This is a genomic window from bacterium, from assembly GCA_016699125.1.
Taxonomy (GTDB): domain Bacteria; phylum Babelota; class Babeliae; order Babelales; family Vermiphilaceae; genus AWTP1-30.
In genome coordinates, this window is sequence record CP064961.1 from 840,694 (window position 1) to 862,910 (window position 22,217).

Below are 22,217 nucleotides of genomic sequence, written 5' to 3' on the forward strand. Positions count from 1 at the left end.
ATGGTATGAAGAACTTATACCATTTTATTTTAGATGACCATTTCCGTAATCCACGCAACAGCCGTTTTTTAGATGCTGCACATATTAAACTTACTAATGTCAATCCATTGTGTGGTGATATTATTAATATTCAGACCTGTTATCATAACGGGATTTTAACCGAAATTGGCATTCAGGCTGACGGATGTGTTATTTCGGTTGCAACTGCCTCCTTACTTTCAGAACACGTATTGCAAAAGCAGATTGCTGAGATTGAAGCTATTAATGAACAGGTTATCTGTAACCTGATCGGAATGGAACTTGGACCAACGCGCCTTAAATGTGCACTAATGGGCCTGAAGGCGCTGTTGTGTACCATCAATGAGTTGAAAAAATCCTGTTGATTATGGTTTTATGGAAGATTTTTGACTTTTTTAAATCGCCGCGTAGCATAGAATTGATATTATTTGTTTAAAAAAGACATCTATGCAAACCTGTATATTTTGCAAACTTGGTTCTGATCTGGAAAAGCCACACGTGCTTTTTAAAAGCGAGCATTGCTTTGTCATCAAAGACATTGCTCCCAAAGCACCGATTCATTACCTTATCATTCCAAAACTACACATTCAAAATGTTGCTTATTTTCAAAAAGAACATGCAGCAGTGGCTGCCGATATGTTACTGATGGCAACAACAGTGGCACATGCCCTGCCAAACAAGTCCGATTTCCGCCTTATCATCAATAATGGTCAAGCGGTGGGGCAATCAGTATTTCATCTGCATATGCACCTGCTTGCAGGATTTACAACCCACAATGATATTGATTGAATATGCAAAACTGTTTTTAGCCCAAAAGCGCTTTAAATACCATCCACAAAGAGTTTGCTGTGTATACTCCAGAGGCAAATGATAAGTGCAGGTCTTTATTTTTAGTAAAATGTGCAATCAAACTTCCAACCAAAAGACCTAAAGAATAGTCGATCGGCATCAGAAGTCCTCCTAAAACCATTCCAGGATTGATCTTAAATCCTTGCACTATCCAACCGCCCAAGATTCCTACGCAGACCACTCCATAATCGAATGTTCCTGCGGTTACCAGAAGTGCTCTGGCCTGAGCTTTATATGCCCCAAGTTGTATAGAACCAAGTGCGAGCCTGCTGGTTAAAATATACATTGCAAAAGTGCAGCCGATAGCGGCTAGCCCTATTCCAAACAGTTGCATTTTCATAATGGTAATAGGACATGTTTTGGTTAACAGTTGGGCTTTCTGCCCAAATAGTACGTCAACTGCGACGCCGCCTGCCACTTCAACAAAGGTGGCGATTAAAATGATCTGCATGTAACTCATTTCAAATAAAAAAAGTGCCGGTACCATGACAAAAGTGGCAAATCGGCCCAGGGGTGCGATGCCCATGGTGCCACCAATAAGAATCATCTGATATACACAAACATAGGTGCCAACCAGAAGATAGAATCCTAATGAAAATGAAAATCCAACAAACCATGCCCACCATACAAAAAACAGTAAAAATAGTGTGCTATGTACAAGCAGCTGTGGATTTATTAACAGCATACTGTTTTTGAAACTGGTCTGATTAGTGACAGAGGTCCAATACCATTGCCAAAATATGAGAAAAAATTGTTTTATTGTAGTTGGCATGCGTTGCAGGGTTGAAAAAAATCCGGACAAAACCATTCCTGCACCGAAGGCTAAAATAAAATCTGAAGATGAAATTGCATTAAAAAATAAAAGTCTGACAGTGTCAATAACAAAATATTTTAGCATGATGCCTGTCAGCAAAGGCCGTGCAATGACAGAGCCGGTCACAAATCCAACTGAAACAAGCATAGGCAAAACGGACAGGTCAAAAACAAAGGCAGGCAATTTTATGCTTGGCAATGCAGGTAATGTAATTTTTTGAACTCCCAATAAGCTGTTAAGCCAGGCAAAAAGTCCAAAAAAGAGGCCTCCTTCAATAAGTTTTTTTTTCTGATTTTTTTGTTGATCGGCACCATCAATTGCCGTGGCAATAACTTTTCCAATCGGAAAGGTCAGTGTTTGATCGTTCAAAAATCGTTCCTTTAAAAAATGTGCAATTGCAAAACCAAATAAACCAGCGGTTAAGACAAGTCCTGCCAAAACACAAAAAAAGGTAGTTTGTGAATGTAATAACTGATCATATTGTTGAGGGTCTAAAAAATACAGAGCGGGAAAAGAAAAGCCGCACGCAGTTGCGGCAATGCCTCCAATTGAAGCGGAGCACACCACTGCAAGAATATCAGACTTTGCTGCTTTAACATACGCAGTATAGTGCAACGGAAAGCGTATAAAATAAAGTTCCAAAAAAAAATATATCATCATGATAAGCGTGGGCGCAATCCATGGCCCAATTGAGGCAGCCATTGCAATATATGCCATCACCACTGATGCGTAAAAAGACATAGCAATTGCAAAATAATAGGGAGCTGTATGTAAACTCATTTTTCCTCTCCTTTGTAAGGTACAGTACTGTTTAGCGTACCTATGCAGAAAATAAAATCAAAAAATTGAGCTTTGCAAAAAACTGATACATGGTAACCTGTATAGATATTGTAAAGTTATACGTTATGTATGAGAAGTCATGACACTTATTATTTTGCTACACATCCTTTTTGCAAGTACATTTACAACAGGAAAATTTTTAAGTTCTCAAACAAGTCCCGTATTTTTAACTGGGCTGCGTATGTTTTTGGGTGGTATCATAGTTCTGCTTTATTTATTGCTTTACAACAGAAAAAAACATAGCTATCATTTTGATCTGTCTGATCTGCCACAGTTTATTAAAATAACCTTTTTTGGTATCTATTTTAACTACATACTTCGTTTTTGGGCGCTTGCCTATTTACCATCTTCAAAAACCTGCTTTTTGTTTAATTTTCAACCATTTTTGTCTGCGCTTTATCTCTATCTTTTGTATGGACAGAGACTGACAAGAAACAAATGGATAGGCCTTTTGGTGGGATTTATTGGTATGATGCCAATGCTTGTCGGCACAACAACGGCAGAAACGGTGACCAATGAATATCTTTTTATCTCATTGCCCGAGCTTGCGGTACTTGTTTCTGTTGCAATGCACAGTTATAGTTGGATTGTGGTTCAGGATCTGGTTAAAAATAAAAAATATAATCCAGCATTTATTACCGGAACGACTATGACCACGGGTGGCGTTCTGGCGCTCTTGACGGCATTTTTTATTAATGATCTGCCACCGTTGAATCATTCAAAAGAGTTTCTGTTTTGGCTCATGTTTGTGGTGCTTGTCAGTAACGTATTTTGCCACAATCTGTACGGTCATCTGTTAAAAAAATATTCAGCAACGCTCATGGCGTTTGCATCATTCTTGACACCCATTTTTGCAGGGTTTTTAGGCTGGGCATTTTTGCATGAAACGATTTCATGGCATTTTTACGTCTCAACCATTATAGTGTTGACTGGGTTGTACGTTTTTTATAAAGATGAGCTGAATGTTGTTCAGTAATCATCTACTATAAAAAAAGGTACAGACGTGAAGCAGAGCCTCTTTTATGCTATTAGTTTAGGTTTGTGCATGCACTTCATTTGTGCTGAAAATCCTCCCTTGCCCATTACCATCAACGTGACCACCCAAAACAATGCTGCAAGTCAGAGCTCTGCGACTGCACAGAATGTGGTCTCGTTGTATCAGTGGATTACAAGTTACAGCCAGGCTCAAAAAGAGTATCTTTCAGGCATATTTCAGACGCTTGTTAATCATGTTTTTGAACATAAATTGAGGTACGCCTGTTACACGGCAGGCGGAAGTTATGTTTTTCTGTTGTGGTATTTACAGTCATTTGAGTACTTTTTAAATGATGCAACCTGCTGGCACAACTGGCCTTACGATGTTGCCGGTCAACAGCTCATGACGTATTCACAACAGGAGCTGTCACAACTGATGACACGGTCGATCAAAGAACGATATTTTGATTCACACAATCCAACCAGGCAGATTGATTGCATCGTTCATTTTTTTCAGGCAATCAAAAAAGAACGAGCAACGCTTGAACGAGGGCTTGATGTAACGTTGTGGGTCAAGCGCCTTTGGATCTCAAAGCTCCCTTTTGTCCATCTGCCCAAAAAAGAGACAATCAAAAATAAGCTGCAAAGACTTTCATTTTTAGAGAATCTTTGCAAAAACTGGTGTCTTGAGATGATGGAAAGTCAACGGTATCACAAAGATTGATGGGTGCAAACCAAGTTGCTGGTTTTTGCGATAATGGTAATCAGTAACTCCAGATACTGCGTGTATCATGCTGAAAAGTGATTTTCAAGCTGCACGTCTGAAATTTTTTCATAGTCTCAAAAAGATTGAACTTGCGTAATTTTTAAATTGTATCATCATGATAAGAATAAAAAATCACACATTATTTTAACAAGTGGGTTGTTATGAAAAAAATTCTTATCATGCTGTATATTGTAACCATTGCAAACTTCCATGTTTATTATGCATCGCAAATTTCTGAGCAGCAACATGCAGAGGCACAGAAAATTGCACAAGACGAAGAAAATAAAAAAAAATGTATACAGTATTTGGTTGACAATGAAAAGATTGTCTGCATGGATTTTCAAGCTTGGAAGACTTATATAACAAAACAGCAAAATTTTGATTCATTTATGACTCAATTTGGATATTCTTATTTTGATTTGCCGTTACATGAACAGATGGTTATAGATGTAGATAATATTTACAAAACTAATAAAGACGTATATCTAAATTTTAAATTGAACATACTGTATTTTAATAAAGTCTTATTCACCATCGTACAGCAAAATAATGAAAACCTTAAGAAACAAAATCAACAATTGAATGAAGAAAATAAGAAACTGGTTGTTTCAGTCAATGAGTTGCAAAAGGAAGTGTCGCATTCAAAAGATTTATCATATTTGCTAGCATTTAAGTTACAGCGATTGACAAGAAAAAAAGAAAAAGATTTCAAATTATGTTGCTTCGAATTGAACGTCAAGCCTTCTGTGTGGAATAAATATCTACCAAAGGAATCAAAAGGGAAGTTCAGCTTTCAGTCAGAATAGGCACCCAGACAGATTTAATTCAAAATAGAAACTTTAATCATTCGACTCATCATCAACAGCTGCACGTCAATCAAAACTAATACTTGTAATACCTTTTAACTATGCTTACTATTTGAGACAAAACTTAAACATAAAATTGACTTTTTTTGTGTTTAACGTATAATTAAAAAAATGTTTATCTGTATTTTGACTCATCAGAAAACTTATCAAAAGGTTTCCTATGCGTATATTAAAAGGCATTCTATTTTTATTTTCCACTATGCATCTATGCAATGCATCTTTTTCTGAAAAAATGAACTGTACCTATTTCCGACAACAAGCTGCTGTGTACGGTGCCATTAAAGATGAATGTGCCAATTTGCCAATGCTTGAAGAAGTGTGGCAGAATCAATATATGTCTTCAGAGGTAAAACAGCATATGTTACAAAAAATCTTCATGTGTCAGATGTTTTATCCAGAAGTATTGCTCAAGTGTGCTTGTTTGAATGCTGCCTCTTCTGTGTGCGATGCGCTTGATAAAATGGGGCAGGAAGTTATAACGCCCTCATAAAATGAGGGGCTTAGCGGCTGGGAGCAGTCTCGAAGACTGCCAGATAAAAAATATACTAAGTCGTTTTAAAATTCACCGGATTCATCGTAACCAAGAGAATCAAGTTGATTTTGATTTTTGATGTAAGCGTATATCTGTGCTTTTTCAAAACCAACAGTAGAAACAGCATAACCTCGTGCCCACAATCGTTCACCGTTAAAATTCCTTGCTCTTCCACCAAACCTTCGCGCAACAGCTATCGCACTTTTACCTTTGATAAATCCTACAACTTCTGCTACAGAATATTTTGGTGGTATGCTTATCAACATATGAACATGATCCTGAACCATGTTCCCTTTCTCTATTTTACACCCTTTTTGACTCGCCAATTCATGAAATACTCCCGCTAAAAATTTCCGTACTTTTCCATACAAAATCTTCTTCCTACATTTCGGAACAAATACTATGTGATATTTGCAGTTCCATTTCGAATGACTTAAACTTGCATATGATGATGTTGTTTGATTTTCCATTTTTAATTCCTATTGTTGGCCCGCCAAGCCCAACAATAGTTTATCATTTTTTACAACATCATCTTTTCTCTCTTGAATCCGGGGGCCGAGCCTTGACAGTCTCACCAGTCTAACTGGTGGTTTACCTATCAATCAATTAAATGAAACTATTTTTACAATCAAAAGGATACATTATGAATAAAAAATGCATACTTCTTCTTACATTGACAATGGCTGTTTTTGCTTTTTGCAAAGATGGTGAAAGTAAAGAAGAAATAGACAAGCGGATAAAAGAACGTGAAGCTATTTTTAAAGAAATTGATAGTGGATATTTTGCTGATGGTACGCCAATAATCTGGCGTACCTGCTTTACCATTGCATGTAAAGGAAACCAAAAATGGTCTAATGATGGTTCAGAGTCTTGTGATCGTCCTGAGAAAAATTATGTTCAAGGTCAATTTATCGATATTAAAGATTATGCAAAGCGGATTAATATGACCGAACAGTTATACCATCAGTGTGTCAAGAAAATGGCTGTAAAATTTGTTACTGATGCAGGTCAATTTTGTAATGAGAATATTTTGAATAATGCTGAAGGATATGAAGGATTGGTACGGTTGTGGTTGAATTATTATGATCAAGCGTTGATAAAAGAGCAGTTGCCGCTTAATAGTTCAGGATCTTATGATAGATCTTTTAGTGATAAAAGGGAAGATAATTTTTGGGATAATAAAACAGGGGTTATTGATCAGCACGATCAATCTCTTAACCCAGTGGCTGTTATCAAATTGATAGAAAATTCGAAATTTGATTTTTTAGAGAAAAGTAATGAAAGCGATAATTATAAAAAGCATGAGTGTTTGAGAAATGGAAAAACAGATCAGTTATTGAAACAGTATGTTCTTCAAGAATTGAAAGAGCGTGATATAAAGCCATATACAACTCAGGAAATTGCAAACATGGACGCAGATGAGTTAGAAAGGCGCTTTCCTTCCAATGCGCGAGGAATAACTGGCCATGACACGATGTATAAAGATTCCCCGACGCGTATTTTTTCGATTACTAATAAAAGTACGAATACACTCTTCCCGCCTGTTGTTAATATTATCACGGTCTTACAACGATTTTTTGGATTGCCACGAGTGTTTGTTAATTAAGATTCATTAATGGAAGGATTTTTATGAATTATACGAAATTATATGCGATTGTGTTTTTTAGCCAATCTATTGTGGTTACTTCTATCAAACCGAATGACATTCCACAGGATGTGGTTAATGTTGATCGAATAGATGAATTTGTTGATATGAAAGATGTTCCGAAAGAATGTGACCAACGTATAGCAACTCACAAAGCACTTTGGGATCAGATTGAAAAAGGTACATATAATAACGGACAACAGGTCAAATTTAGAGTTTTATCAACAGTTGCAGGCAGTTATGCAGACACTCGATATAATGATGCTGCACTGGCGCCGCAATATGGAAAGTATATTGAAAGTCTGGACACATCTGTTGAGAAGCAATATAGTGGGTCAAAAACTCAACCTGAAATAGATAAAATTACTGATAGATTCCTTCGTGAACTTGCAAAAATGTTTGTTGATGATGCAGGCAGGTTATGTAATCAGGAGGTTATGCAGCATCCTGCAGGACTGCCTTTTGCCGAACGCTTATGGCTTAATCGTCATGGTAAGCAGTTAGTCAAAGAGCACACAAAAGTTGTTGTGGATACAGAAAAAGCAATAGATGCCTATAATGAAAACATTCTGCAAGCTATTGCACATGCTGATCAGGCGCCGTGTAATGTGACTGTTAACGATACATTTGTTGATGATACATTTTGGCAAAGGCCTGAAATTGCAAACAATCCAGTCACAAAGTTAACAACATTGACTATCTTGTATCAAAACAATAAGATACCCTTTCAATCTTGGGTGAATGGCCAGCTAGATGAAAAGTTTAATCAGTATGTGAAAGAAGAGCTTGCTCGGCAAAACCCTAATCCATACACAGTTGAAGAGCTCAAAAACATGAGTCCAGAAGACCTTGAAGAACTTTTCCCATCGCCAGACTCTATTAATGAACGGCCAGTTAGAGTGTTTCCAGCGGACAGCAAGGATTTTCATAATCCACCCTATTTTTTATTTCCAACAGTTTCGCGCATATTACAGATATTTTTGAAAATAAAGCCTACGTTTACAGGTAATGTTGGGTTTACAAAAACTGAACCGCTTATAAAAAACGTCTTGAGGATTTAATTAGTTGTAAGCGGGGCAGGTACAAAATCATACCTGCCCCGCTTTTTTACTTTGAAAATAACATTCTTCTACTCATCACGCCAGCTGAAAAGCGTAACAATTCCGTCGATTGCGGTGATACAAAATGCAACATCACAGACAACATGCAAGACACTATCTTTAAAGCAGTTTTTAAAAAGGTAAAAAATCGAAGCCAGTGCACAGTCTTTTGCTATACGAGTAGCCTGTTTTGAATATACTGCTTTTTTCTTTTCCGCCTGGTTCAAAACGGTTTCTAATGAACTTGCAAGTTTGTCAAAAAATACAATGAGCTGTTCCGCTTCCGTTTCATTAACTGCTTCTACAGGAGTTTGATACGCTAGTCTGCAAAGTACTGTCAATGGCCCCTGTGAACCATTGGCATAGGAGATCTGATGCATAGCTTGGATATCATTCGTTTTAGATAGTTGATCAATTCTGATAAATAAAAGGTCCATGCGGTTATACACGGTCTGAGCCTGCACAATGAGGTTTTTCTGTTTTAACAAAGGGTCATGGATGGGTTCTGTTGCAAAGGTTATTTGTAATGCAAGCAGAGTAAGCAAAAGAAGATTTTTCTTAATTGTCATAATTTACACCTTATTTTTTTTGAAAAAATCATATTGATAATAACTATTTTGCCATATTTGTCAATTTTTTACAGAAGCAACCTGATATCTTCCGGAACTGGAGCTGTCATCTCAATCACTTGGCCATCGAATATAAATAAGATGGCAGAAGCATGCAGTGCTTGGCGCTTGATCAGTTCGCTTTTTTGGCCATACGTGGTATCTGCCAATATTGGATGGCCGATTGAAGCACAGTGTACCCTGATCTGATGAGTTCTGCCTGTTTTTGGAAACGCGTTGATGATGCTGTATGTGTCGCAATGTTTTACTGTTTTAAATTCTGTAACTGCAGTTCGAAAGGTGTGATCAAACTGTACATGGTGTGCTTTCATTTTCACTTTTGTCACCGGATCTCTGCCAATAAATGAGTTGATGACGCCAGATTCTGGTGTGTGGCCTTGCACGACTGCAAGATAGGTTTTATGAACCATGCGATTTGCAAAAAGCGATCCGAGCGCTGCAAGTCCGTGCATGGTACGTGCGATCAGTAAGATTCCTGAAGTATCACGGTCAAGGCGATGCACAATGCCAGGACGATTGGGCATGCCAATGCTCTGTGGAATAAGATTATATTCCAAAAGCCAATCAACCACAGAAACTTCGGCGCTTAATCGATGCGGTTTGTGGACAATCAGGCCTGCCGGTTTGTTGATAATAAAAAAATCTTTGTGTTCAAACAGTATCGAAACTGTTTTGCTTGCTTGGGCAATAAGTTCCGGTGCGGGGCGTTCGTCTTCTGGAATGGCAATCTCAATCTGTGTGCCCTGGCAAACAGGATAGCTGTTTTTTTTTATAACAACCCCATTTGCTTTTACATGTCCTAGTTGTATTATCTTTTGTAGAAAGCTGCGTGAGTACATTGGTATGCGATCTGTTAAGAAACTATCTAATCGCTGATTTAAAAAACCTTCAGGAACAGTGAGTATTATATTTTTCATTTGATTTATCTGGTTTTAAAAAGTTTTATTATTAAAAAGTACTGCAGAACTTAAAAGAATGGTATACTATCTATTCTTAGCAAATAAGAGTAGTGGTGATAAAGTAAAAGTCAAAAGTGTACGGTCTTTACCATGGAGGATTTAGTATGGATAATCCGAAAAAAATACTGAAAAAAGTGCTTGAATACTCTTCGGCTCCAACTGTTAAAGATGATACGCTGCAAAAATCTGTTTGGCAGGCATTTTTGGATATGCACCCAGTAGATATTGCCGATTTTTTATCAGAAGCCGACAAAGCAACTGTACAGAAATTATATGCATCGATGCCACACGAGTTGCAGCTGGAAGTATTTAAAGAGTTTTCTAATTCTATGAAAGCCTTTATTTTGCAAACAATGAGTGAGCATGAACAGGTGAGCGCATTCAAAACACTCTCGCCTGACGAGTTAACCGATCTGTTTGATTTTTTGTCTGACGATGATCTGAAAAAATACCTGGGACTTTTACAAAAACATGTTCGTCATCAAGTTATCTCATTATTAAAATTCTCTTCTGATTCAGCCGGTGGTGTTATGCAGACTGACGTGATTACATTGATGCAAGATTTTACGGTAGAAAAAAGTATTCAGATCTTGCAAAGACTGCACCCAAGTAAAGATATTCATACCCGTATTTTTATCGTTAATCATGCGCATAAACTTGTTGGATACATTAATTTAGAAGATCTGGTGCTCCATAAACCATCACTGCATATTAATGCTTTTATGCATGAAAACGAGGTTATTGCAAATGCGCATCAAGATCAGGAAGAGATTGCAAAAACGATGATCCATTATAATGTCACCATTGCTCCCGTGGTTGACGATGAAGGCCATTTTTTGGGTGCTATCCCTGCTGACACGCTGGTTGATGTGGTTGTTGAAGAGGCAGCAGAGGATATTCAACGTATCGGTGCGGTCATGCCGATGAAGTACCCCTATTTTGAAACCTCATTTTTGCGGATGGTCTGGGCACGGGGATATATTCTGGTTATTTTATTGATCACCGGCTCGTTTTCTACGAGTATTTTGCATTCCTATGAAGCGACGTTAAGTGCTTTTTTGATATCGTTTATTCCCATGTTGATCGGCGTTGGTGGAAATACCAGTAGCCAGTCTTCTGCGGTACTCATTCAAGGGCTTGCGGCAGGTGATATTACGACCGATCATGTGTTTAAGTTTTTGCGACGTGAGATCTCAATGGCAGTTGTGCTTTCACTGTTTTTGGCTATTGCCGGTTTTGGACGTGTCTATTTGACAGGTGGTTCGGTTCACGAGTCTCTGGTTATTAGTGGGACATTGGCATTAATTGTGGTAGTTGCAACGACACTTGGAAGCTGCACTCCACTTTTGTTGAAAAAGATGCGTATAGATCCAGCATTTTCGGCAGGACCATTTTTGGCAACCATTATGGACATTTTGGGCACTACGATCTTCTGTTACATGGTCTACTTTTTCTTAAAAAAATAGAAAAAGATTTTTTTAAAATATACTGTTTTTGACAAATTTCCTTTTTAACTTTTCTTTTGTATAATAAAAAATGTTATTCTACGCATTTTATTATTCTTACGAAGGATTGATTATGAAACGTTGTTTGTTATTATCTTCTTTGCTGAGTGTCACAACGACCATGTTTGGTAGTGAGCTATCAAGGGCTATGTGCATGGAAGATGCTTATAAAATCTGGAATGAGAGAAAAGAGAAGGAATCAGATGATGACATTATAAAATTTTTTAAGATTCAGTTAGATATGCTGGTGGATTCATTTATTTTGCCTCAGAATCTAGTTGATATTAAATACAAAGATGCCTTTAAAAATGCAGGCGTGGAACATCTTGAATTACTTCATGCACTTGGTGATCTGGATGTAAAAGACAGTCGGGCGCTCTATCAGAATACATTTAAACGAGTGCAGTATCTTATGCAGGAGATCAAAGATTCTATGCAGAATTATAAGAGCATGGATAAGAGATCGTTTAGTTTTGAAGGTCTTGTCCAGCTACAGTTTGTTGTTGAAAAGTTAAAACGAGAAGCAAAATCAATCAAATCAACAAGTTCTGTGGATGATGAGTTTGAAGAGAAGTTGTCCAAAAGTATCAGTAATTTAAAAAATAAGGTAGAAGATCTATACCGCAACAATGGGGTGACTTTTTCCTGCTCCTCATTTTTGTTCAAAAGTTATACTACAAAAATAGCAGGTCTATGTTCAGTGTGTGGTGTGGCGGGCTATGCGATTATGAAACTGTATCGAAAATACAGCAGGCAAAAAACCCATGCAAAGCAAACCAAAATTAAGGCGATGGTAGAGCCTGAAACAGCTTTTGTGGTCGGCTGAAAAATAAATAGTTGATTTTTCTTGACAAAAGAACGGTAAATCTATAATTTTTATAAAGTATTTTTTGACATACATATTAATTTGTCTTTTGCGTTGAGCAATCTGCAAATGTATGAGCCGCTAGCTCAGTCGGTAGAGCAACAGCCTTTTAAGCTGTGGGTCGTTGGTTCGAATCCAACGCGGCTCACCATTAGTTTTGACTTATCGCGTCCCTATCGTCTAGCCTGGTCTAGGACGTCGCCCTTTCACGGCGAAAACAGGGGTTCAAATCCCCTTAGGGACGCCACATTATTACATCTTCCTATTTTCATCGTATGTTCCGTATATCTATTCTATATCTGTCTTGAATTGCTCTACATTATTTTAATTATTAGCTTAACTGCTTTTGCACTGCTTTTTTTTAGCGGTCCAACACTATGTTTTGCTGTTTTTGATCATGCCCCAACCAAAGCGACAAGCGTCTTTTGATAATTAATTTCTATTGCAGATTAATACTTTTCAGTTGAGCTTTTTTATTTGTAACAGTTTGTTTTTTGTGTACCTTTTTTGATCATTTCAGATCGGATATTTTTTTTAAAAAACCCTTTTGTTTTCAGGCTAAAATCAGCATTTGAACTGCTTTTTCAAATAAAGCTGGAGTCCCGCAGTTTTTTGTAAAATAGAAAAAATAACCCTTTAAGTTTAAAAAAATCTTTTATTGATTTGACACAACTTTCATAATAGTTTACTATTTTGATTGTGGATGTTTTAAAACTATTATTTTATATACTATTTATAGTGAAGGATTCATTATATGAATACAAATAAAGCAATGTTGTTAGCGTTGTTAACTATTACTGCTGGTATTAATTGTTTAAACGGTAGTCAGGGCAATGGTGCTCCTTTAACTACAAATAACACTGAAGCAGAACAGTTGGACATAGAGTGGAAAAAATATTGCGATCTTTGGAAAATAGAAGATCGAACCACTGATCAGGATAAGGAGCTAGAGGCAGCGTATGTAAGAGTTCACGATCTTCATAGCAAAGTAAATTTTTGGACGGCGTCCGCACAGAAGTGGGTGGGTGGTTCAGGCGCTGCACATGCATTCGGATTCAAATATAAGAGCAAGTTGCGACTTCTTACTCAAGCAGTACAGGTTGGTGCTGAAGTAGCGGGTGCTGTTGCTGCAACAGCATGGGCACTTGGTTATAAGCTAATGGGAAAATCAGCAGACGAAGAAGAAGAACTGGATGAAGTTCTTTAATTGAAAATCTCAACTAAGATGTTTTCATCTTAGTCTCCACAAACTTTAGTCTAAAACAGACAAGGGGATGGTTTTTATGCCATCCCCTTATCTGTTTTAACGTGATATTGATTTTTTGATAAAGTAAAACAGAGCTTGCGTTTTAGCCGTTATTCCTCAAATCCATTCATTTTTTCTGCCATCTTTAACGCATATTCAGTTATTACTTTGCATAGTTTCTGCATACTCGATATTGAGTGCTAACAGTATAAAAAATCTTAGTCTCATTCTGTCAAAAAAAATATTGAAATTTATCAGCTTTCAATTATAATTTATATGAGTGTTTACTCGAATTTGTTAAAATTTTATGTACTAAAAACCTGTGATTTAATCATGTAACGCTATATTTAAAGTTTATGAAAGGAGCCTGTTTTATGATTGAAAAAATAAGGCCTTTGGGTGACCGCGTGTTAGTAAAAAGAATAGAAGGCGAAAGTCAAACTGCATCGGGTATTTTTATTCCAGATAGTGCCAAAAGCAAGGGCCAGATGGGTGCAGTCGTGGCCGTTGGTGCCGGCAAAAAGGATAAAGATGGTCATCTGGTCCCGTTAGACGTAAAAATGAACGATATTGTGTTTTTTGGGCAATATGCGGGTGTGGACGCTGGTGAAGATCATCTTATCATCAAAGAAGATGAGATCTTGGGTGTAGTACAGAAATAGGAAAGTAAAGGTATTTTTTTTACTAAGGAATTATACTATGTCATCAAAAAAAATTTTATTTGGTGCTGAGGCACGTGAAAAAATGCGTCGTGGTGTTGATATTTTGGCCGATACGGTAAAAATTACCCTTGGGCCCAAGGGACGCAACGTTGTTATTGATAAAGCGTCTGGAAGCCCAGTGATTACCAAAGATGGGGTGACGGTTGCAAAAGAGATAGAGCTGCTCGATAAGTTAGAAAACATGGGCGCACAGATGGTCAAAGAGGTGGCCAGCAAAACAGCAGATGTTGCTGGTGATGGTACAACGACCGCGACCGTTTTGGCGCAGGCGATTTTTCGTGAAGGCAACAAGGCAGTCACTGCCGGCGCAAATCCAATGGCATTAAAACGTGGCATAGAACGAGCTGTGACAGTGGTTGTTGAGGCAATCAAAGCGAGTGCAAAAAAAGTAAATGATGAGAAAGAGATCGAACAGGTAGCAACTATTTCGGCGAATAACGATCTTGCAATTGGCCGTCAGATTGCACAGGCAATGAACCGAGTAGGCCGTGATGGCGTGATTACAGTCGAAGAAGCAAAGGGTATGCAAGACGAGCTTGATGTAGTTGAAGGCATGCAGTTTGATCGGGGTTCCTTATCGCCTTATTTTTTTGGTAATTCAGAAAAGCTAGAAGCGGTACTTGATAATCCGTTAATCTTGCTTTATGAAAAGAAGATTAGTAGCATGAAATCACTCTTGCCTTTGCTTGAACAGGTTGCAAAATCAGGCAGATCATTGCTTATTGTTGCCGAAGACGTAGAAGGCGAAGCACTTGCTACTTTGGTAGTTAATAAGTTGCGTGGTGCGTTGAATGTTGTGGCAGTCAAAGCTCCCGGTTTTGGTGATCGTCGCAAAGCGATGCTTGAAGACTTGGCTATTTTGACCGGTGGCAAAATGATTAGCGAAGATCTTGGCTTGAAGCTTGAAAATGTTTCTGGTGCGGATCTTGGTTCTGCCAAAAAGGTGACTGTGACGAAGGATCATACGACTATCGTGGAAGGCCAAGGCAGCGATATGAACATCAAAAGCCGTATTGCTCAGATTCGTATGCAGATTGAAAACTGCACCTCAGATTATGACAAAGAAAAACTCCAAGAACGCTTGGCAAAATTAGCGGGTGGTGTGGCAGTTATCAAGGTCGGTGCAGCAACTGAAATTGAGATGAAGGAAAAGAAAGATCGCATTGATGATGCACTGCACGCAACTCGAGCGGCAATTGAAGAAGGCGTTGTTTCTGGCGGTGGCGTCTGTCTGCTTCGTGTGCAAAAGCAGTTGGATGGTTTGCAGTTTGAAGGCGATGAGCAACTTGGTTTGACCATTATTCGTCGTGCACTTGAAGAGCCAATGAGGATTATTGCAAGCAACGCTGGTTACGATGCTTCTGTTGTCGTAAATCGGGTAAAGGAAGAAAAAGATACTATTGGTTTTGATGCAAATAAAGGCCAGTATGTCAACATGATTGAAGCTGGCATTTTAGATCCTGCAAAAGTAACTCGATCGGCTATCCAAAATGCAGGTTCGATTGCGGGTCTTTTGCTCACCACTGAAGCTTCCATTTGCGAATTACCACAAGACAAGAAAGAAACACCAGCTCATCCAGGAATGGGTGGGATGGGTGACATGTATTAGTAGCTATCTTATTCTTATAATAACAAAGAGCTGAGATTAAATAATCTCAGCTCTTTGTGTGCCCTGTGAGAGATGACTTTTCAAACATTAAAAACAAACGTTATGCATTATATCTTTTAAATATTCGAATGTTTTCCATTCCTAAATTCATAATTTTTATGTTGTTTGTTTTGCAACATATCTTGTATTCGTTACTCTCACTAGCTTTGTGATCGAAGGAAGATAGTTGTTTGAAAAATCCTGTATCTTCATGCTTCGCCTGAATAGATATATCTAAGAGGCTACAAAAAGCAGCTAATATTGTAGTTGCTGTATATTGATTACTGTGACGCTCAAGAATATCCGATACTGTTAGATTATCATTGTTTTCTATGTCCTTTGTAAATATAATGGGGACAAAGGTGTGTGCTTTGTGTGTCGCAAGTGTTTTTTCTAAAAGTATACTGTCTTTTTTGATCTTGATGCCATCTGCTTTTTGCTTTATAAAAACTATCACGTCGGTATGGTTGTTTTGATACCAATTAATAACCTGATTAAGGTCACATCTCTTTTTTGCAATACTTTCAAACAGGTTATACATTTCCGTAGAAAAGATATTGCGGTATAAGAGACCGGAGTTTTCCCAGATTTTTTCTTTAAATAGATCGTATTTATCGTCTTGATACATTTGAGTAATGAACATATCTTCTCTGTTGTTAATAGATCCTTTGTTCTTATTTTCAACTAACCCTAATAGAATATATATTCTTAATAGCTGTTCCGTGAATATTTGGTAGTTCCAAATGATTGTCGTATCTTGTGGAATATCAATATTTATGTGGGCTGCTTTAAAAATGTTTATTATAGTGTTCAATTGAGGTCTAGTTTTTTCAATAAATTCGTTTGGATTGTATGATTGAATAGTTTTTTCACAATGTCTGACCTCTTTTTTAATAAATTTTACATTTTCTGCATCATTTTCAAAGGAATCATTTACACTATTGGTAACCAATTGTTCTATCGCTAATAATTGGGCTTTTATATGCTTGGTTACTGGAGTTTCAAAGTAAAATATAGAAGGATAACGTTTATCGTTGAGCTCGTTTTTTAATATTGCAAAAGTCTGTTCGTACCGGATGGCTGAAAGCAAATAATCTTTACGTCCATCTTTTTTTGCCTTAGCTAAGTAGTTATCTGATCTGGTAGTAGTGGTATCCTTAAGTGATTTTTCCTGTGAATCTATTCTGATTTCGAATGTTGGTGTCTGAACATTATTATATTCTTTTTTATACTCAGTTGTAGCTGTTGTAGGTACCATAACTTCAGACGGATTTGGTATAAAGATGCTTTGAACTGACAAAAGTAGTTTGGTAAAACTCTGGCTAAACATATGCACTCCTCACGATGATTTTGTAAAGTAGTATTTTGAAATCTTTGTAACGATAAAAATATACTATTAAAAAAAATTTTCTACAAGAAAGTTGTATTTTTGAAATATCAAAATACGTTGAATGCGTTCATCAACATGCGAAGTTCTTTCTCTGTAAAGCATTTCTAAGTTAAAGCATATTAAAAAAAACTTTTTACAATGGCTTTGTCATAAAAAAGATCTAGGTTATGCTATAGCATCAATAACATTATTTTAAAAAGAATATATGAAGCAACATAAAAAAGATGTTATCTGGCTCCTGCTTTGGGTTATTTTACTATTGTCAGTTAGTGGTTTTCTTGGAATGGTAACGCAACAGAATATCGCTACATGGTACAACACTTTAAAACGTTCTCCGCTTTCACCACCGAACTATCTTTTTGGAATTGTATGGCCGATTTTGTATTGCATGATTGGCACAAGTGGCTGGTTGATGTGGCAGATGCCCCGATATGATGGTCACGCAATCATTCGATATGCCTATATTCTGCAGCTGGTGTTAAACTGGTTGTGGACACCGCTTTTTTTTAGCTATCATTTTATCGGATGGTCTTTGTTCTGTCTTTTCTTAATAGTTGTAACGGTCATGTTTTTGATTTTAAGATTGTATAAGTTGAATCGAATAGCTGCCAGTCTTTTGTTACCATACCTAGCATGGTTATTGTTTGCAACGCATCTGCATGTTTATGTTTGGTTGTATAATTGAGTAACAGTAGTGCACTTTACATTGTTTATGCTTGCTAACCAATATTTTATAAACCATGACCTTATTAAATAAGTTATCAACGTTGCAACAATGATTTCAGCAGTTGCACATAAAAATGCTTGTCCTTTGAAAGTTTTCTTTGTTTTTATCGCAAAGTTTTTTCCCTCAAGTATCTCTGAAAGGCTGAAAGTTATAGTTTGTTTTCTAATCTTTCTTTTCCAGCTTCTTTTGCCAAGAGATAGATATGTTTTAAAAGACCTGAAAAGTAGACCCTGTTCTATTTTCATACGTAGCTCTCTGTCGTATGCACCGAGCTCATATCCGGTATCCTTTTTTTTAGCGCGCTCGACAAATGTTTGCCAAAAAAAGTCCTGTTTCTAGCTTTTTTTTGTTTAGTCCTAACAAATAATTTGTATTAAACGCATTTGTACAATGGGTTTTAATCCATAAGTTAAATCTATTGGAATCATAGCTTTTGTACCGGTCAGTATAGGTTTGTAATATTTTACTTTTTAACTTTTCTTGCTTGAAGCAGTATAACAAAAAATTGATACCAAGTTGTAAAAATGGATTTCCAGTTAACAACAATGGAAAATAGTGTACATAATATTTTTTATACTGATCTTCAGTTACGCCAGAGGTAAGTGCATTATATTCAACTGCAAAATATTCATTTTGACTTGCAGAAGTTTGCTTTGATAAAAGGAGCAGAAATAATACAATAAGTTTGATCATTCCAGATATTTTGTCATGAGGATTGTTTGTGTGGTGCATAGATGGTAGATGGACACCTTATTCTTTTCTAAAATGTGCTGTATATGCGAGCCAGTTGCCTCTATATTTAATTTCTGCAAATCCATTATTTTTCATCAACTTTTTCACTTTTGCATGTCGTTGAAAGTGTGGGTCAAAGACTGTTTCAGTCACTGAAATAATGCCTTCAGGCACCAGATGGGAACTCATTTTTTCTAATACTTTGGCGTGTTCAGTAGCGGGTATTTCTCCCAGAACACATACCATAAGCATACTGTTATAATAAGTATTATCCGGAAGCTGATCTATGGTGCCGCAGATAAAGTCGATATTCAAAAGACCTAATTTTTCGGATTTTTCTCTTGCTTTTTCAATCATGTCACTTTGAATGTCAAGGCCGGTGACATGTCCACCGATCGCATCAATTTTTTCAGCAAGTGGCACACAGATGCGTCCAGGGCCACATCCAATATCCAAAATTTTCATTCCAGGTCGTAAGGACAAAAATCGTATAATTTCAGTTGCTTTGTGAGCTTTGGCGAATGGATTGTCCAGTTCAACCATCCATGCTAACCATGAAGGGCAGGGTAATACATGGCGTTGTGAGTAAAAACGCCATACCACCCAACTGCTCATCAACAATAAAATCCCAGTATACAGATAATAGATCATACGTTTTTCCCAAAGTTTTAACTGTATTTCAATAGATTCAAAATTTTATTGAAAACCTGATTGCAATGAATAGTGTATCAAAATAAACGTTGTTTGAAAAAGTCTATAAACACAGGTTATAAAAAAGTTATTGTTTCTTAATAATCGTGCCATTCACAACTTTACCTTTGATTTCAGAGCCATTGTAAAGATAGACATCTCCTGCCTGCTCAAAAATAACATCACCTGAAACGACCGTACCATCTTTAAGTTCTAATGTTTGGATCCTACCATGTTTATCATTTGACTTCTTAATAGAAATGTTCCCATCAATGTAAGATGATTTAAATATTGATCTAGAAGCCAAAATAAAAACATTTTTTAAAGTTCCATCAACGATTGTAACTTTGCCTTGAAATGTGGCATCGCTCGAAACGGTTAATTTTTGCACTGAAAACAATCCCATTCTGTTGATAGTTTCTGCTTGAACATTCTCAACCTTAAAACTACCTTGTCCTTCCAGCTTGTTGCATATCAAGCCTTTTCCTGTAACTTTTCCTTGACCGAAAAATCTGTTTTTGATAACTATATTTTCAAAATGAAAGGGTCCTTGTACATGCAGCTCGTTGTATTCTTTATTGGCTACGCTCTTAACGCCCTTTATGAATTCAGCTTTTTTTGATTGGAATTGAATATCATTCCTGCTGAATCCAAAACCCCAACAAAGCAGATCAGAATAATTACATATTGAAATCAATATAATAACTAGAGTCATCTTGTGACTAACTGTCATAATGTGAACCTTTATGTAGTTTTAGGAACCATCTATTGTGAGATTATAACCAATTTTTAGAATACTATCAAATTGATGAAAAACTTAAAAATACATTAAAAATTCAAAGTTTGATACTATTTTTGAATAATCGTGCCATTCACAACTTTGCCTTTAATTTGAGAGCCATTGTAAAAATGTACCTCACCTGCTTGTTCAAAAATAACATCACCTGAAACGACTGTTCGATCTTTGAGTTCTAATATTTGAATGGTAGTTTCTGGAAGTACTTTTTTTATGGTGATAGAACCAAGGATATTAGTAGCAATAAATAATGGAATGGTGGAAGCTACTGTTACATTGTGCAATGTTCCTTTTCGTATCTGAACTCCTCCCAAAAAGAAAGCATTTGCAGTAACGGTAACCAGCGATCCGACAAATGTTCCATTGCATTGGAGACTTTCTGTTTGGAGAATACCGCCTTCGTATGACCCATTAACGTGTAACGTTTTGCAGGTTACTCGCTGGGCAGTCGCAGATCCATTAATATTCAGATCTGTTTTTACATTGACATCAAGCAAAGTTGCAGCGCCATTGATCTGTAATGCATGGTACTGTTTATTTTTTAAGTCAGTTTGACCATTGACGGTTACAAACATACCAGCAGGTGTGACAGCTGGTGCCTGACTGGTAGCCAAACTTATCTGTTCAAATGATACAAGCAGTACGAGCAAGTAAAGTTTTTTCATTGTAATCCTTTAAAAATGTTGGTTGTTATTGAAAAGATAGCATGCATCGTGAGGTTGAGTAAAGTTTATTATTGATACATGTGCTACGCTGTTCAAAAACTATAAGAACGGCATACTAAAAAGATAATCAAAAGATATAATGTGGACTGATGAATCGAATGGTCACTCTGGACAATGTTAAACGGGATATTCTCACTGCAGTACTATATACGCCACAAGCGGTCAAACGGTTTTTCAAAACAGAAGTGGGTGCTTATGCTGAGCATGACCAGTTTTTGGGTGCATCGGTACCGCTGCTACGCGGTGTGGCACAAAAACATGCCGCACTTGAGCTTGCACTGATACAACAGATCCTTACATCACCTTACAATGAAGAACGGTTGTTCGCTCTTTTTGTCCTAATAAAACAGTATCAAAAGGGATCAGCAAAAGAACGGGCACTGTTGTATGAGTTTTATTTGGCCAATCTTGCATATGTTAATAACTGGAATCTGGTTGACTGTTCAGCACATCTGATTGTTGGAAATCAGCTGTATGACAGTGGGCAGACAGATCTGTTATATGAATTTGCAGCTTCAAAAAATCTGTGGAAAAAGCGAGTGGCGATTATTGCCACCTGGTATTTCATAAGACAGAAGCAGTATGAGCTAACGTGTAACATCGCACTCAAACTTGCAGCCGATACACATGACCTGATTCACAAAGCGACGGGCTGGATGTTGCGAGAAGTTGGCAAAAAAGATGTTGATGTACTTCGTACATTTTTACACCAAAGCAAACACCGTTTTTCACGCACTACACTGCGTTATGCAACGGAACGAATGATAGCTCAAGACCGCGCGAAGTTGTTAAAACTAGAAAAATAGGCTACGCTGAATCTGTATGGATCATTGTAAATTGTCTCTAGCCTTTCCTATTCTTACGTCTCATTCATTATGTAAAACCGGAGGGAAACAGCATGGAATCTATAATGAAAAACTTCCGTTATTATTACGAGAAATACATGTTTTTTATAGGCGCGTTTGGTCATACAGCAGGTCTTTTTCAGGCGTATACGATTTTTGCAAAGCAGACCGCTGCAGGAGTGTCGCTAGTCGGTAATCTAGTGGCGTTCGTGTCGATTGCAAGCTGGTTGTTCTATGGAACACTTACCAAAAATACCCTTTTAATTACTATTAATATCTTTGGACTAGTGTGTTACGCAATTTGCTTAGTGCTGGTGTTACTCTACAATTAAA

26 protein-coding genes and 2 tRNA genes are annotated in these 22,217 nt (G+C 37.1%); 18 read left to right on the forward strand and 10 right to left on the reverse strand.

What is annotated here, in order from left to right; genetic code table 11:
• The first annotated feature begins 5 nt into the window (after positions 1 to 5).
• A complete protein-coding gene (locus IPG37_04015) occupies positions 6 to 383 on the forward strand; it encodes an iron-sulfur cluster assembly scaffold protein (GenBank protein ID QQR53595.1) in 378 nt (125 codons plus the stop codon).
• A gap of 82 nt (positions 384 to 465) precedes the next feature.
• Positions 466 to 807 carry an HIT domain-containing protein gene (locus IPG37_04020; protein ID QQR53596.1) on the forward strand — a complete coding sequence of 114 codons (342 nt, stop codon included), beginning with the start codon at positions 466 to 468 and terminating at the stop codon, positions 805 to 807.
• Between the two features lie 16 nt (positions 808 to 823).
• Here the strand turns inward: IPG37_04020 and IPG37_04025 are convergent, their stop codons facing one another.
• Complete coding sequence (locus IPG37_04025) at positions 824 to 2,461, reverse strand: hypothetical protein (GenBank protein ID QQR53597.1); 1,638 nt, start codon at positions 2,459 to 2,461, stop codon at positions 824 to 826.
• 139 nt (positions 2,462 to 2,600) lie between these two features.
• On the opposite strand from IPG37_04025, the gene IPG37_04030 reads away from it, so the two are divergent.
• From IPG37_04030 to IPG37_04045, 4 genes are all read left to right on the forward strand, one after another.
• A complete protein-coding gene (locus IPG37_04030) occupies positions 2,601 to 3,497 on the forward strand; it encodes a DMT family transporter (protein ID QQR53598.1) in 897 nt (298 codons plus the stop codon).
• Positions 3,498 to 3,566: 69 nt separating this feature from the next.
• Positions 3,567 to 4,220, forward strand: coding sequence for a hypothetical protein (locus IPG37_04035; protein ID QQR53599.1), 654 nt, complete (start codon positions 3,567 to 3,569; stop codon positions 4,218 to 4,220).
• 203 nt (positions 4,221 to 4,423) lie between these two features.
• Complete coding sequence (locus tag IPG37_04040; protein ID QQR53600.1) at positions 4,424 to 5,068, forward strand: hypothetical protein; 645 nt, start codon at positions 4,424 to 4,426, stop codon at positions 5,066 to 5,068.
• Positions 5,069 to 5,288: 220 nt separating this feature from the next.
• A complete protein-coding gene (locus IPG37_04045) occupies positions 5,289 to 5,618 on the forward strand; it encodes a hypothetical protein (protein ID QQR53601.1) in 330 nt (109 codons plus the stop codon).
• 65 nt (positions 5,619 to 5,683) lie between these two features.
• Here IPG37_04045 and tnpA read toward each other — a convergent pair whose 3' ends face one another.
• A complete protein-coding gene (tnpA, locus tag IPG37_04050; protein QQR53602.1) occupies positions 5,684 to 6,130 on the reverse strand; it encodes an IS200/IS605 family transposase in 447 nt (148 codons plus the stop codon).
• A 173-nt stretch (positions 6,131 to 6,303) separates the two neighbouring features.
• On the opposite strand from tnpA, the gene IPG37_04055 reads away from it, so the two are divergent.
• Positions 6,304 to 7,266 (forward strand): hypothetical protein, encoded by a 963-nt coding sequence (locus tag IPG37_04055; GenBank protein QQR53603.1) that lies wholly within the window; start codon positions 6,304 to 6,306, stop codon positions 7,264 to 7,266.
• Positions 7,267 to 7,289: 23 nt separating this feature from the next.
• The gene (locus IPG37_04060) at positions 7,290 to 8,366 is read left to right on the forward strand and encodes a hypothetical protein (GenBank protein ID QQR53604.1); all 1,077 of its coding nucleotides are present in this window, start codon (positions 7,290 to 7,292) and stop codon (positions 8,364 to 8,366) included.
• Positions 8,367 to 8,434: 68 nt separating this feature from the next.
• Here the strand turns inward: IPG37_04060 and IPG37_04065 are convergent, their stop codons facing one another.
• Both IPG37_04065 and IPG37_04070 read right to left on the reverse strand, forming a co-directional pair.
• Positions 8,435 to 8,974: a hypothetical protein gene (locus tag IPG37_04065; GenBank protein QQR53605.1), complete on the reverse strand. Its 540-nt coding sequence runs from the start codon at positions 8,972 to 8,974 to the stop codon at positions 8,435 to 8,437.
• A gap of 68 nt (positions 8,975 to 9,042) precedes the next feature.
• On the reverse strand, positions 9,043 to 9,951 hold the full coding sequence (locus IPG37_04070) for an RluA family pseudouridine synthase (protein QQR53606.1): 909 nt from the start codon (positions 9,949 to 9,951) through the stop codon (positions 9,043 to 9,045).
• A gap of 146 nt (positions 9,952 to 10,097) precedes the next feature.
• Here IPG37_04070 and mgtE point away from each other — a divergent pair, with 146 nt between their 5' ends.
• The 7 genes from mgtE (at position 10,098) to groL (ending at position 15,940) form a co-directional block, all read left to right on the forward strand.
• A complete protein-coding gene (gene mgtE / locus IPG37_04075; GenBank protein QQR53607.1) occupies positions 10,098 to 11,459 on the forward strand; it encodes a magnesium transporter in 1,362 nt (453 codons plus the stop codon).
• 112 nt (positions 11,460 to 11,571) lie between these two features.
• Entirely contained in the window at positions 11,572 to 12,324 is a 753-nt protein-coding gene (locus IPG37_04080; GenBank protein ID QQR53608.1) for a hypothetical protein, read from the forward strand.
• A 114-nt stretch (positions 12,325 to 12,438) separates the two neighbouring features.
• A tRNA-Lys gene (locus IPG37_04085) sits at positions 12,439 to 12,514 on the forward strand.
• 18 nt (positions 12,515 to 12,532) lie between these two features.
• Positions 12,533 to 12,610: transfer RNA gene (locus IPG37_04090), tRNA-Glu, on the forward strand.
• Between the two features lie 507 nt (positions 12,611 to 13,117).
• A complete protein-coding gene (locus tag IPG37_04095) occupies positions 13,118 to 13,570 on the forward strand; it encodes a hypothetical protein (GenBank protein QQR53609.1) in 453 nt (150 codons plus the stop codon).
• 413 nt (positions 13,571 to 13,983) lie between these two features.
• Positions 13,984 to 14,271 (forward strand): co-chaperone GroES, encoded by a 288-nt coding sequence (locus IPG37_04100; protein QQR53610.1) that lies wholly within the window; start codon positions 13,984 to 13,986, stop codon positions 14,269 to 14,271.
• A 37-nt stretch (positions 14,272 to 14,308) separates the two neighbouring features.
• A complete protein-coding gene (gene groL, locus IPG37_04105) occupies positions 14,309 to 15,940 on the forward strand; it encodes a chaperonin GroEL (GenBank protein ID QQR53611.1) in 1,632 nt (543 codons plus the stop codon).
• A gap of 100 nt (positions 15,941 to 16,040) precedes the next feature.
• On the opposite strand, the gene IPG37_04110 is transcribed toward groL, so the two are convergent.
• The gene (locus IPG37_04110) at positions 16,041 to 17,309 is read right to left on the reverse strand and encodes a hypothetical protein (GenBank protein ID QQR53612.1); all 1,269 of its coding nucleotides are present in this window, start codon (positions 17,307 to 17,309) and stop codon (positions 16,041 to 16,043) included.
• A 265-nt stretch (positions 17,310 to 17,574) separates the two neighbouring features.
• Here IPG37_04110 and IPG37_04115 point away from each other — a divergent pair, with 265 nt between their 5' ends.
• Complete coding sequence (locus tag IPG37_04115; GenBank protein QQR53613.1) at positions 17,575 to 18,054, forward strand: tryptophan-rich sensory protein; 480 nt, start codon at positions 17,575 to 17,577, stop codon at positions 18,052 to 18,054.
• Here the strand turns inward: IPG37_04115 and IPG37_04120 are convergent.
• From IPG37_04120 to IPG37_04140, 5 genes are all read right to left on the reverse strand, one after another.
• A complete protein-coding gene (locus tag IPG37_04120) occupies positions 18,033 to 18,341 on the reverse strand; it encodes a hypothetical protein (GenBank protein QQR53614.1) in 309 nt (102 codons plus the stop codon). The genes IPG37_04115 and IPG37_04120 overlap by 22 nt on opposite strands.
• 49 nt (positions 18,342 to 18,390) lie before the next feature.
• Positions 18,391 to 18,789, reverse strand: coding sequence for a hypothetical protein (locus IPG37_04125; protein ID QQR53615.1), 399 nt, complete (start codon positions 18,787 to 18,789; stop codon positions 18,391 to 18,393).
• A gap of 57 nt (positions 18,790 to 18,846) precedes the next feature.
• Complete coding sequence (locus tag IPG37_04130) at positions 18,847 to 19,479, reverse strand: class I SAM-dependent methyltransferase (protein QQR53616.1); 633 nt, start codon at positions 19,477 to 19,479, stop codon at positions 18,847 to 18,849.
• Positions 19,480 to 19,606: 127 nt separating this feature from the next.
• Positions 19,607 to 20,251: a hypothetical protein gene (locus IPG37_04135; GenBank protein QQR53617.1), complete on the reverse strand. Its 645-nt coding sequence runs from the start codon at positions 20,249 to 20,251 to the stop codon at positions 19,607 to 19,609.
• A 116-nt stretch (positions 20,252 to 20,367) separates the two neighbouring features.
• Positions 20,368 to 20,979 carry a hypothetical protein gene (locus IPG37_04140; GenBank protein ID QQR53618.1) on the reverse strand — a complete coding sequence of 204 codons (612 nt, stop codon included), beginning with the start codon at positions 20,977 to 20,979 and terminating at the stop codon, positions 20,368 to 20,370.
• A gap of 149 nt (positions 20,980 to 21,128) precedes the next feature.
• Between IPG37_04140 and IPG37_04145 the strand changes: the two genes are divergently transcribed.
• Both IPG37_04145 and IPG37_04150 read left to right on the forward strand, forming a co-directional pair.
• The gene (locus IPG37_04145) at positions 21,129 to 21,845 is read left to right on the forward strand and encodes a DNA alkylation repair protein (GenBank protein ID QQR53619.1); all 717 of its coding nucleotides are present in this window, start codon (positions 21,129 to 21,131) and stop codon (positions 21,843 to 21,845) included.
• A gap of 92 nt (positions 21,846 to 21,937) precedes the next feature.
• Positions 21,938 to 22,216 carry a hypothetical protein gene (locus tag IPG37_04150; GenBank protein QQR53620.1) on the forward strand — a complete coding sequence of 93 codons (279 nt, stop codon included), beginning with the start codon at positions 21,938 to 21,940 and terminating at the stop codon, positions 22,214 to 22,216.
• The last annotated feature ends 1 nt before the right edge of the window (position 22,217 follow it).

Coding starts and splice junctions, on each gene's coding strand:
- IPG37_04020 (QQR53596.1), top strand. CDS start 466: ATGCAAACCTGTATATTTTGCAAACTTGGTTCTGATCTGGAAAAGCCA.
- IPG37_04120 (QQR53614.1), bottom strand. CDS start 18,341: ATGAAAATAGAACAGGGTCTACTTTTCAGGTCTTTTAAAACATATCTA.
- IPG37_04070 (QQR53606.1), bottom strand. CDS start 9,951: ATGAAAAATATAATACTCACTGTTCCTGAAGGTTTTTTAAATCAGCGA.
- IPG37_04065 (QQR53605.1), bottom strand. CDS start 8,974: ATGACAATTAAGAAAAATCTTCTTTTGCTTACTCTGCTTGCATTACAA.
- IPG37_04035 (QQR53599.1), top strand. CDS start 3,567: ATGCACTTCATTTGTGCTGAAAATCCTCCCTTGCCCATTACCATCAAC.
- mgtE (QQR53607.1), top strand. CDS start 10,098: ATGGATAATCCGAAAAAAATACTGAAAAAAGTGCTTGAATACTCTTCG.
- IPG37_04135 (QQR53617.1), bottom strand. CDS start 20,251: ATGACAGTTAGTCACAAGATGACTCTAGTTATTATATTGATTTCAATA.
- IPG37_04130 (QQR53616.1), bottom strand. CDS start 19,479: ATGATCTATTATCTGTATACTGGGATTTTATTGTTGATGAGCAGTTGG.
- IPG37_04015 (QQR53595.1), top strand. CDS start 6: ATGAAGAACTTATACCATTTTATTTTAGATGACCATTTCCGTAATCCA.
- IPG37_04100 (QQR53610.1), top strand. CDS start 13,984: ATGATTGAAAAAATAAGGCCTTTGGGTGACCGCGTGTTAGTAAAAAGA.
- tnpA (QQR53602.1), bottom strand. CDS start 6,130: ATGGAAAATCAAACAACATCATCATATGCAAGTTTAAGTCATTCGAAA.
- IPG37_04140 (QQR53618.1), bottom strand. CDS start 20,979: ATGAAAAAACTTTACTTGCTCGTACTGCTTGTATCATTTGAACAGATA.
- IPG37_04115 (QQR53613.1), top strand. CDS start 17,575: ATGAAGCAACATAAAAAAGATGTTATCTGGCTCCTGCTTTGGGTTATT.
- IPG37_04030 (QQR53598.1), top strand. CDS start 2,601: ATGACACTTATTATTTTGCTACACATCCTTTTTGCAAGTACATTTACA.
- IPG37_04060 (QQR53604.1), top strand. CDS start 7,290: ATGAATTATACGAAATTATATGCGATTGTGTTTTTTAGCCAATCTATT.
- IPG37_04110 (QQR53612.1), bottom strand. CDS start 17,309: ATGTTTAGCCAGAGTTTTACCAAACTACTTTTGTCAGTTCAAAGCATC.
- IPG37_04025 (QQR53597.1), bottom strand. CDS start 2,461: ATGAGTTTACATACAGCTCCCTATTATTTTGCAATTGCTATGTCTTTT.
- IPG37_04125 (QQR53615.1), bottom strand. CDS start 18,789: ATGATCAAACTTATTGTATTATTTCTGCTCCTTTTATCAAAGCAAACT.
- IPG37_04095 (QQR53609.1), top strand. CDS start 13,118: ATGAATACAAATAAAGCAATGTTGTTAGCGTTGTTAACTATTACTGCT.
- IPG37_04040 (QQR53600.1), top strand. CDS start 4,424: ATGAAAAAAATTCTTATCATGCTGTATATTGTAACCATTGCAAACTTC.
- IPG37_04045 (QQR53601.1), top strand. CDS start 5,289: ATGCGTATATTAAAAGGCATTCTATTTTTATTTTCCACTATGCATCTA.
- IPG37_04055 (QQR53603.1), top strand. CDS start 6,304: ATGAATAAAAAATGCATACTTCTTCTTACATTGACAATGGCTGTTTTT.
- IPG37_04150 (QQR53620.1), top strand. CDS start 21,938: ATGGAATCTATAATGAAAAACTTCCGTTATTATTACGAGAAATACATG.
- IPG37_04145 (QQR53619.1), top strand. CDS start 21,129: ATGAATCGAATGGTCACTCTGGACAATGTTAAACGGGATATTCTCACT.
- groL (QQR53611.1), top strand. CDS start 14,309: ATGTCATCAAAAAAAATTTTATTTGGTGCTGAGGCACGTGAAAAAATG.
- IPG37_04080 (QQR53608.1), top strand. CDS start 11,572: ATGAAACGTTGTTTGTTATTATCTTCTTTGCTGAGTGTCACAACGACC.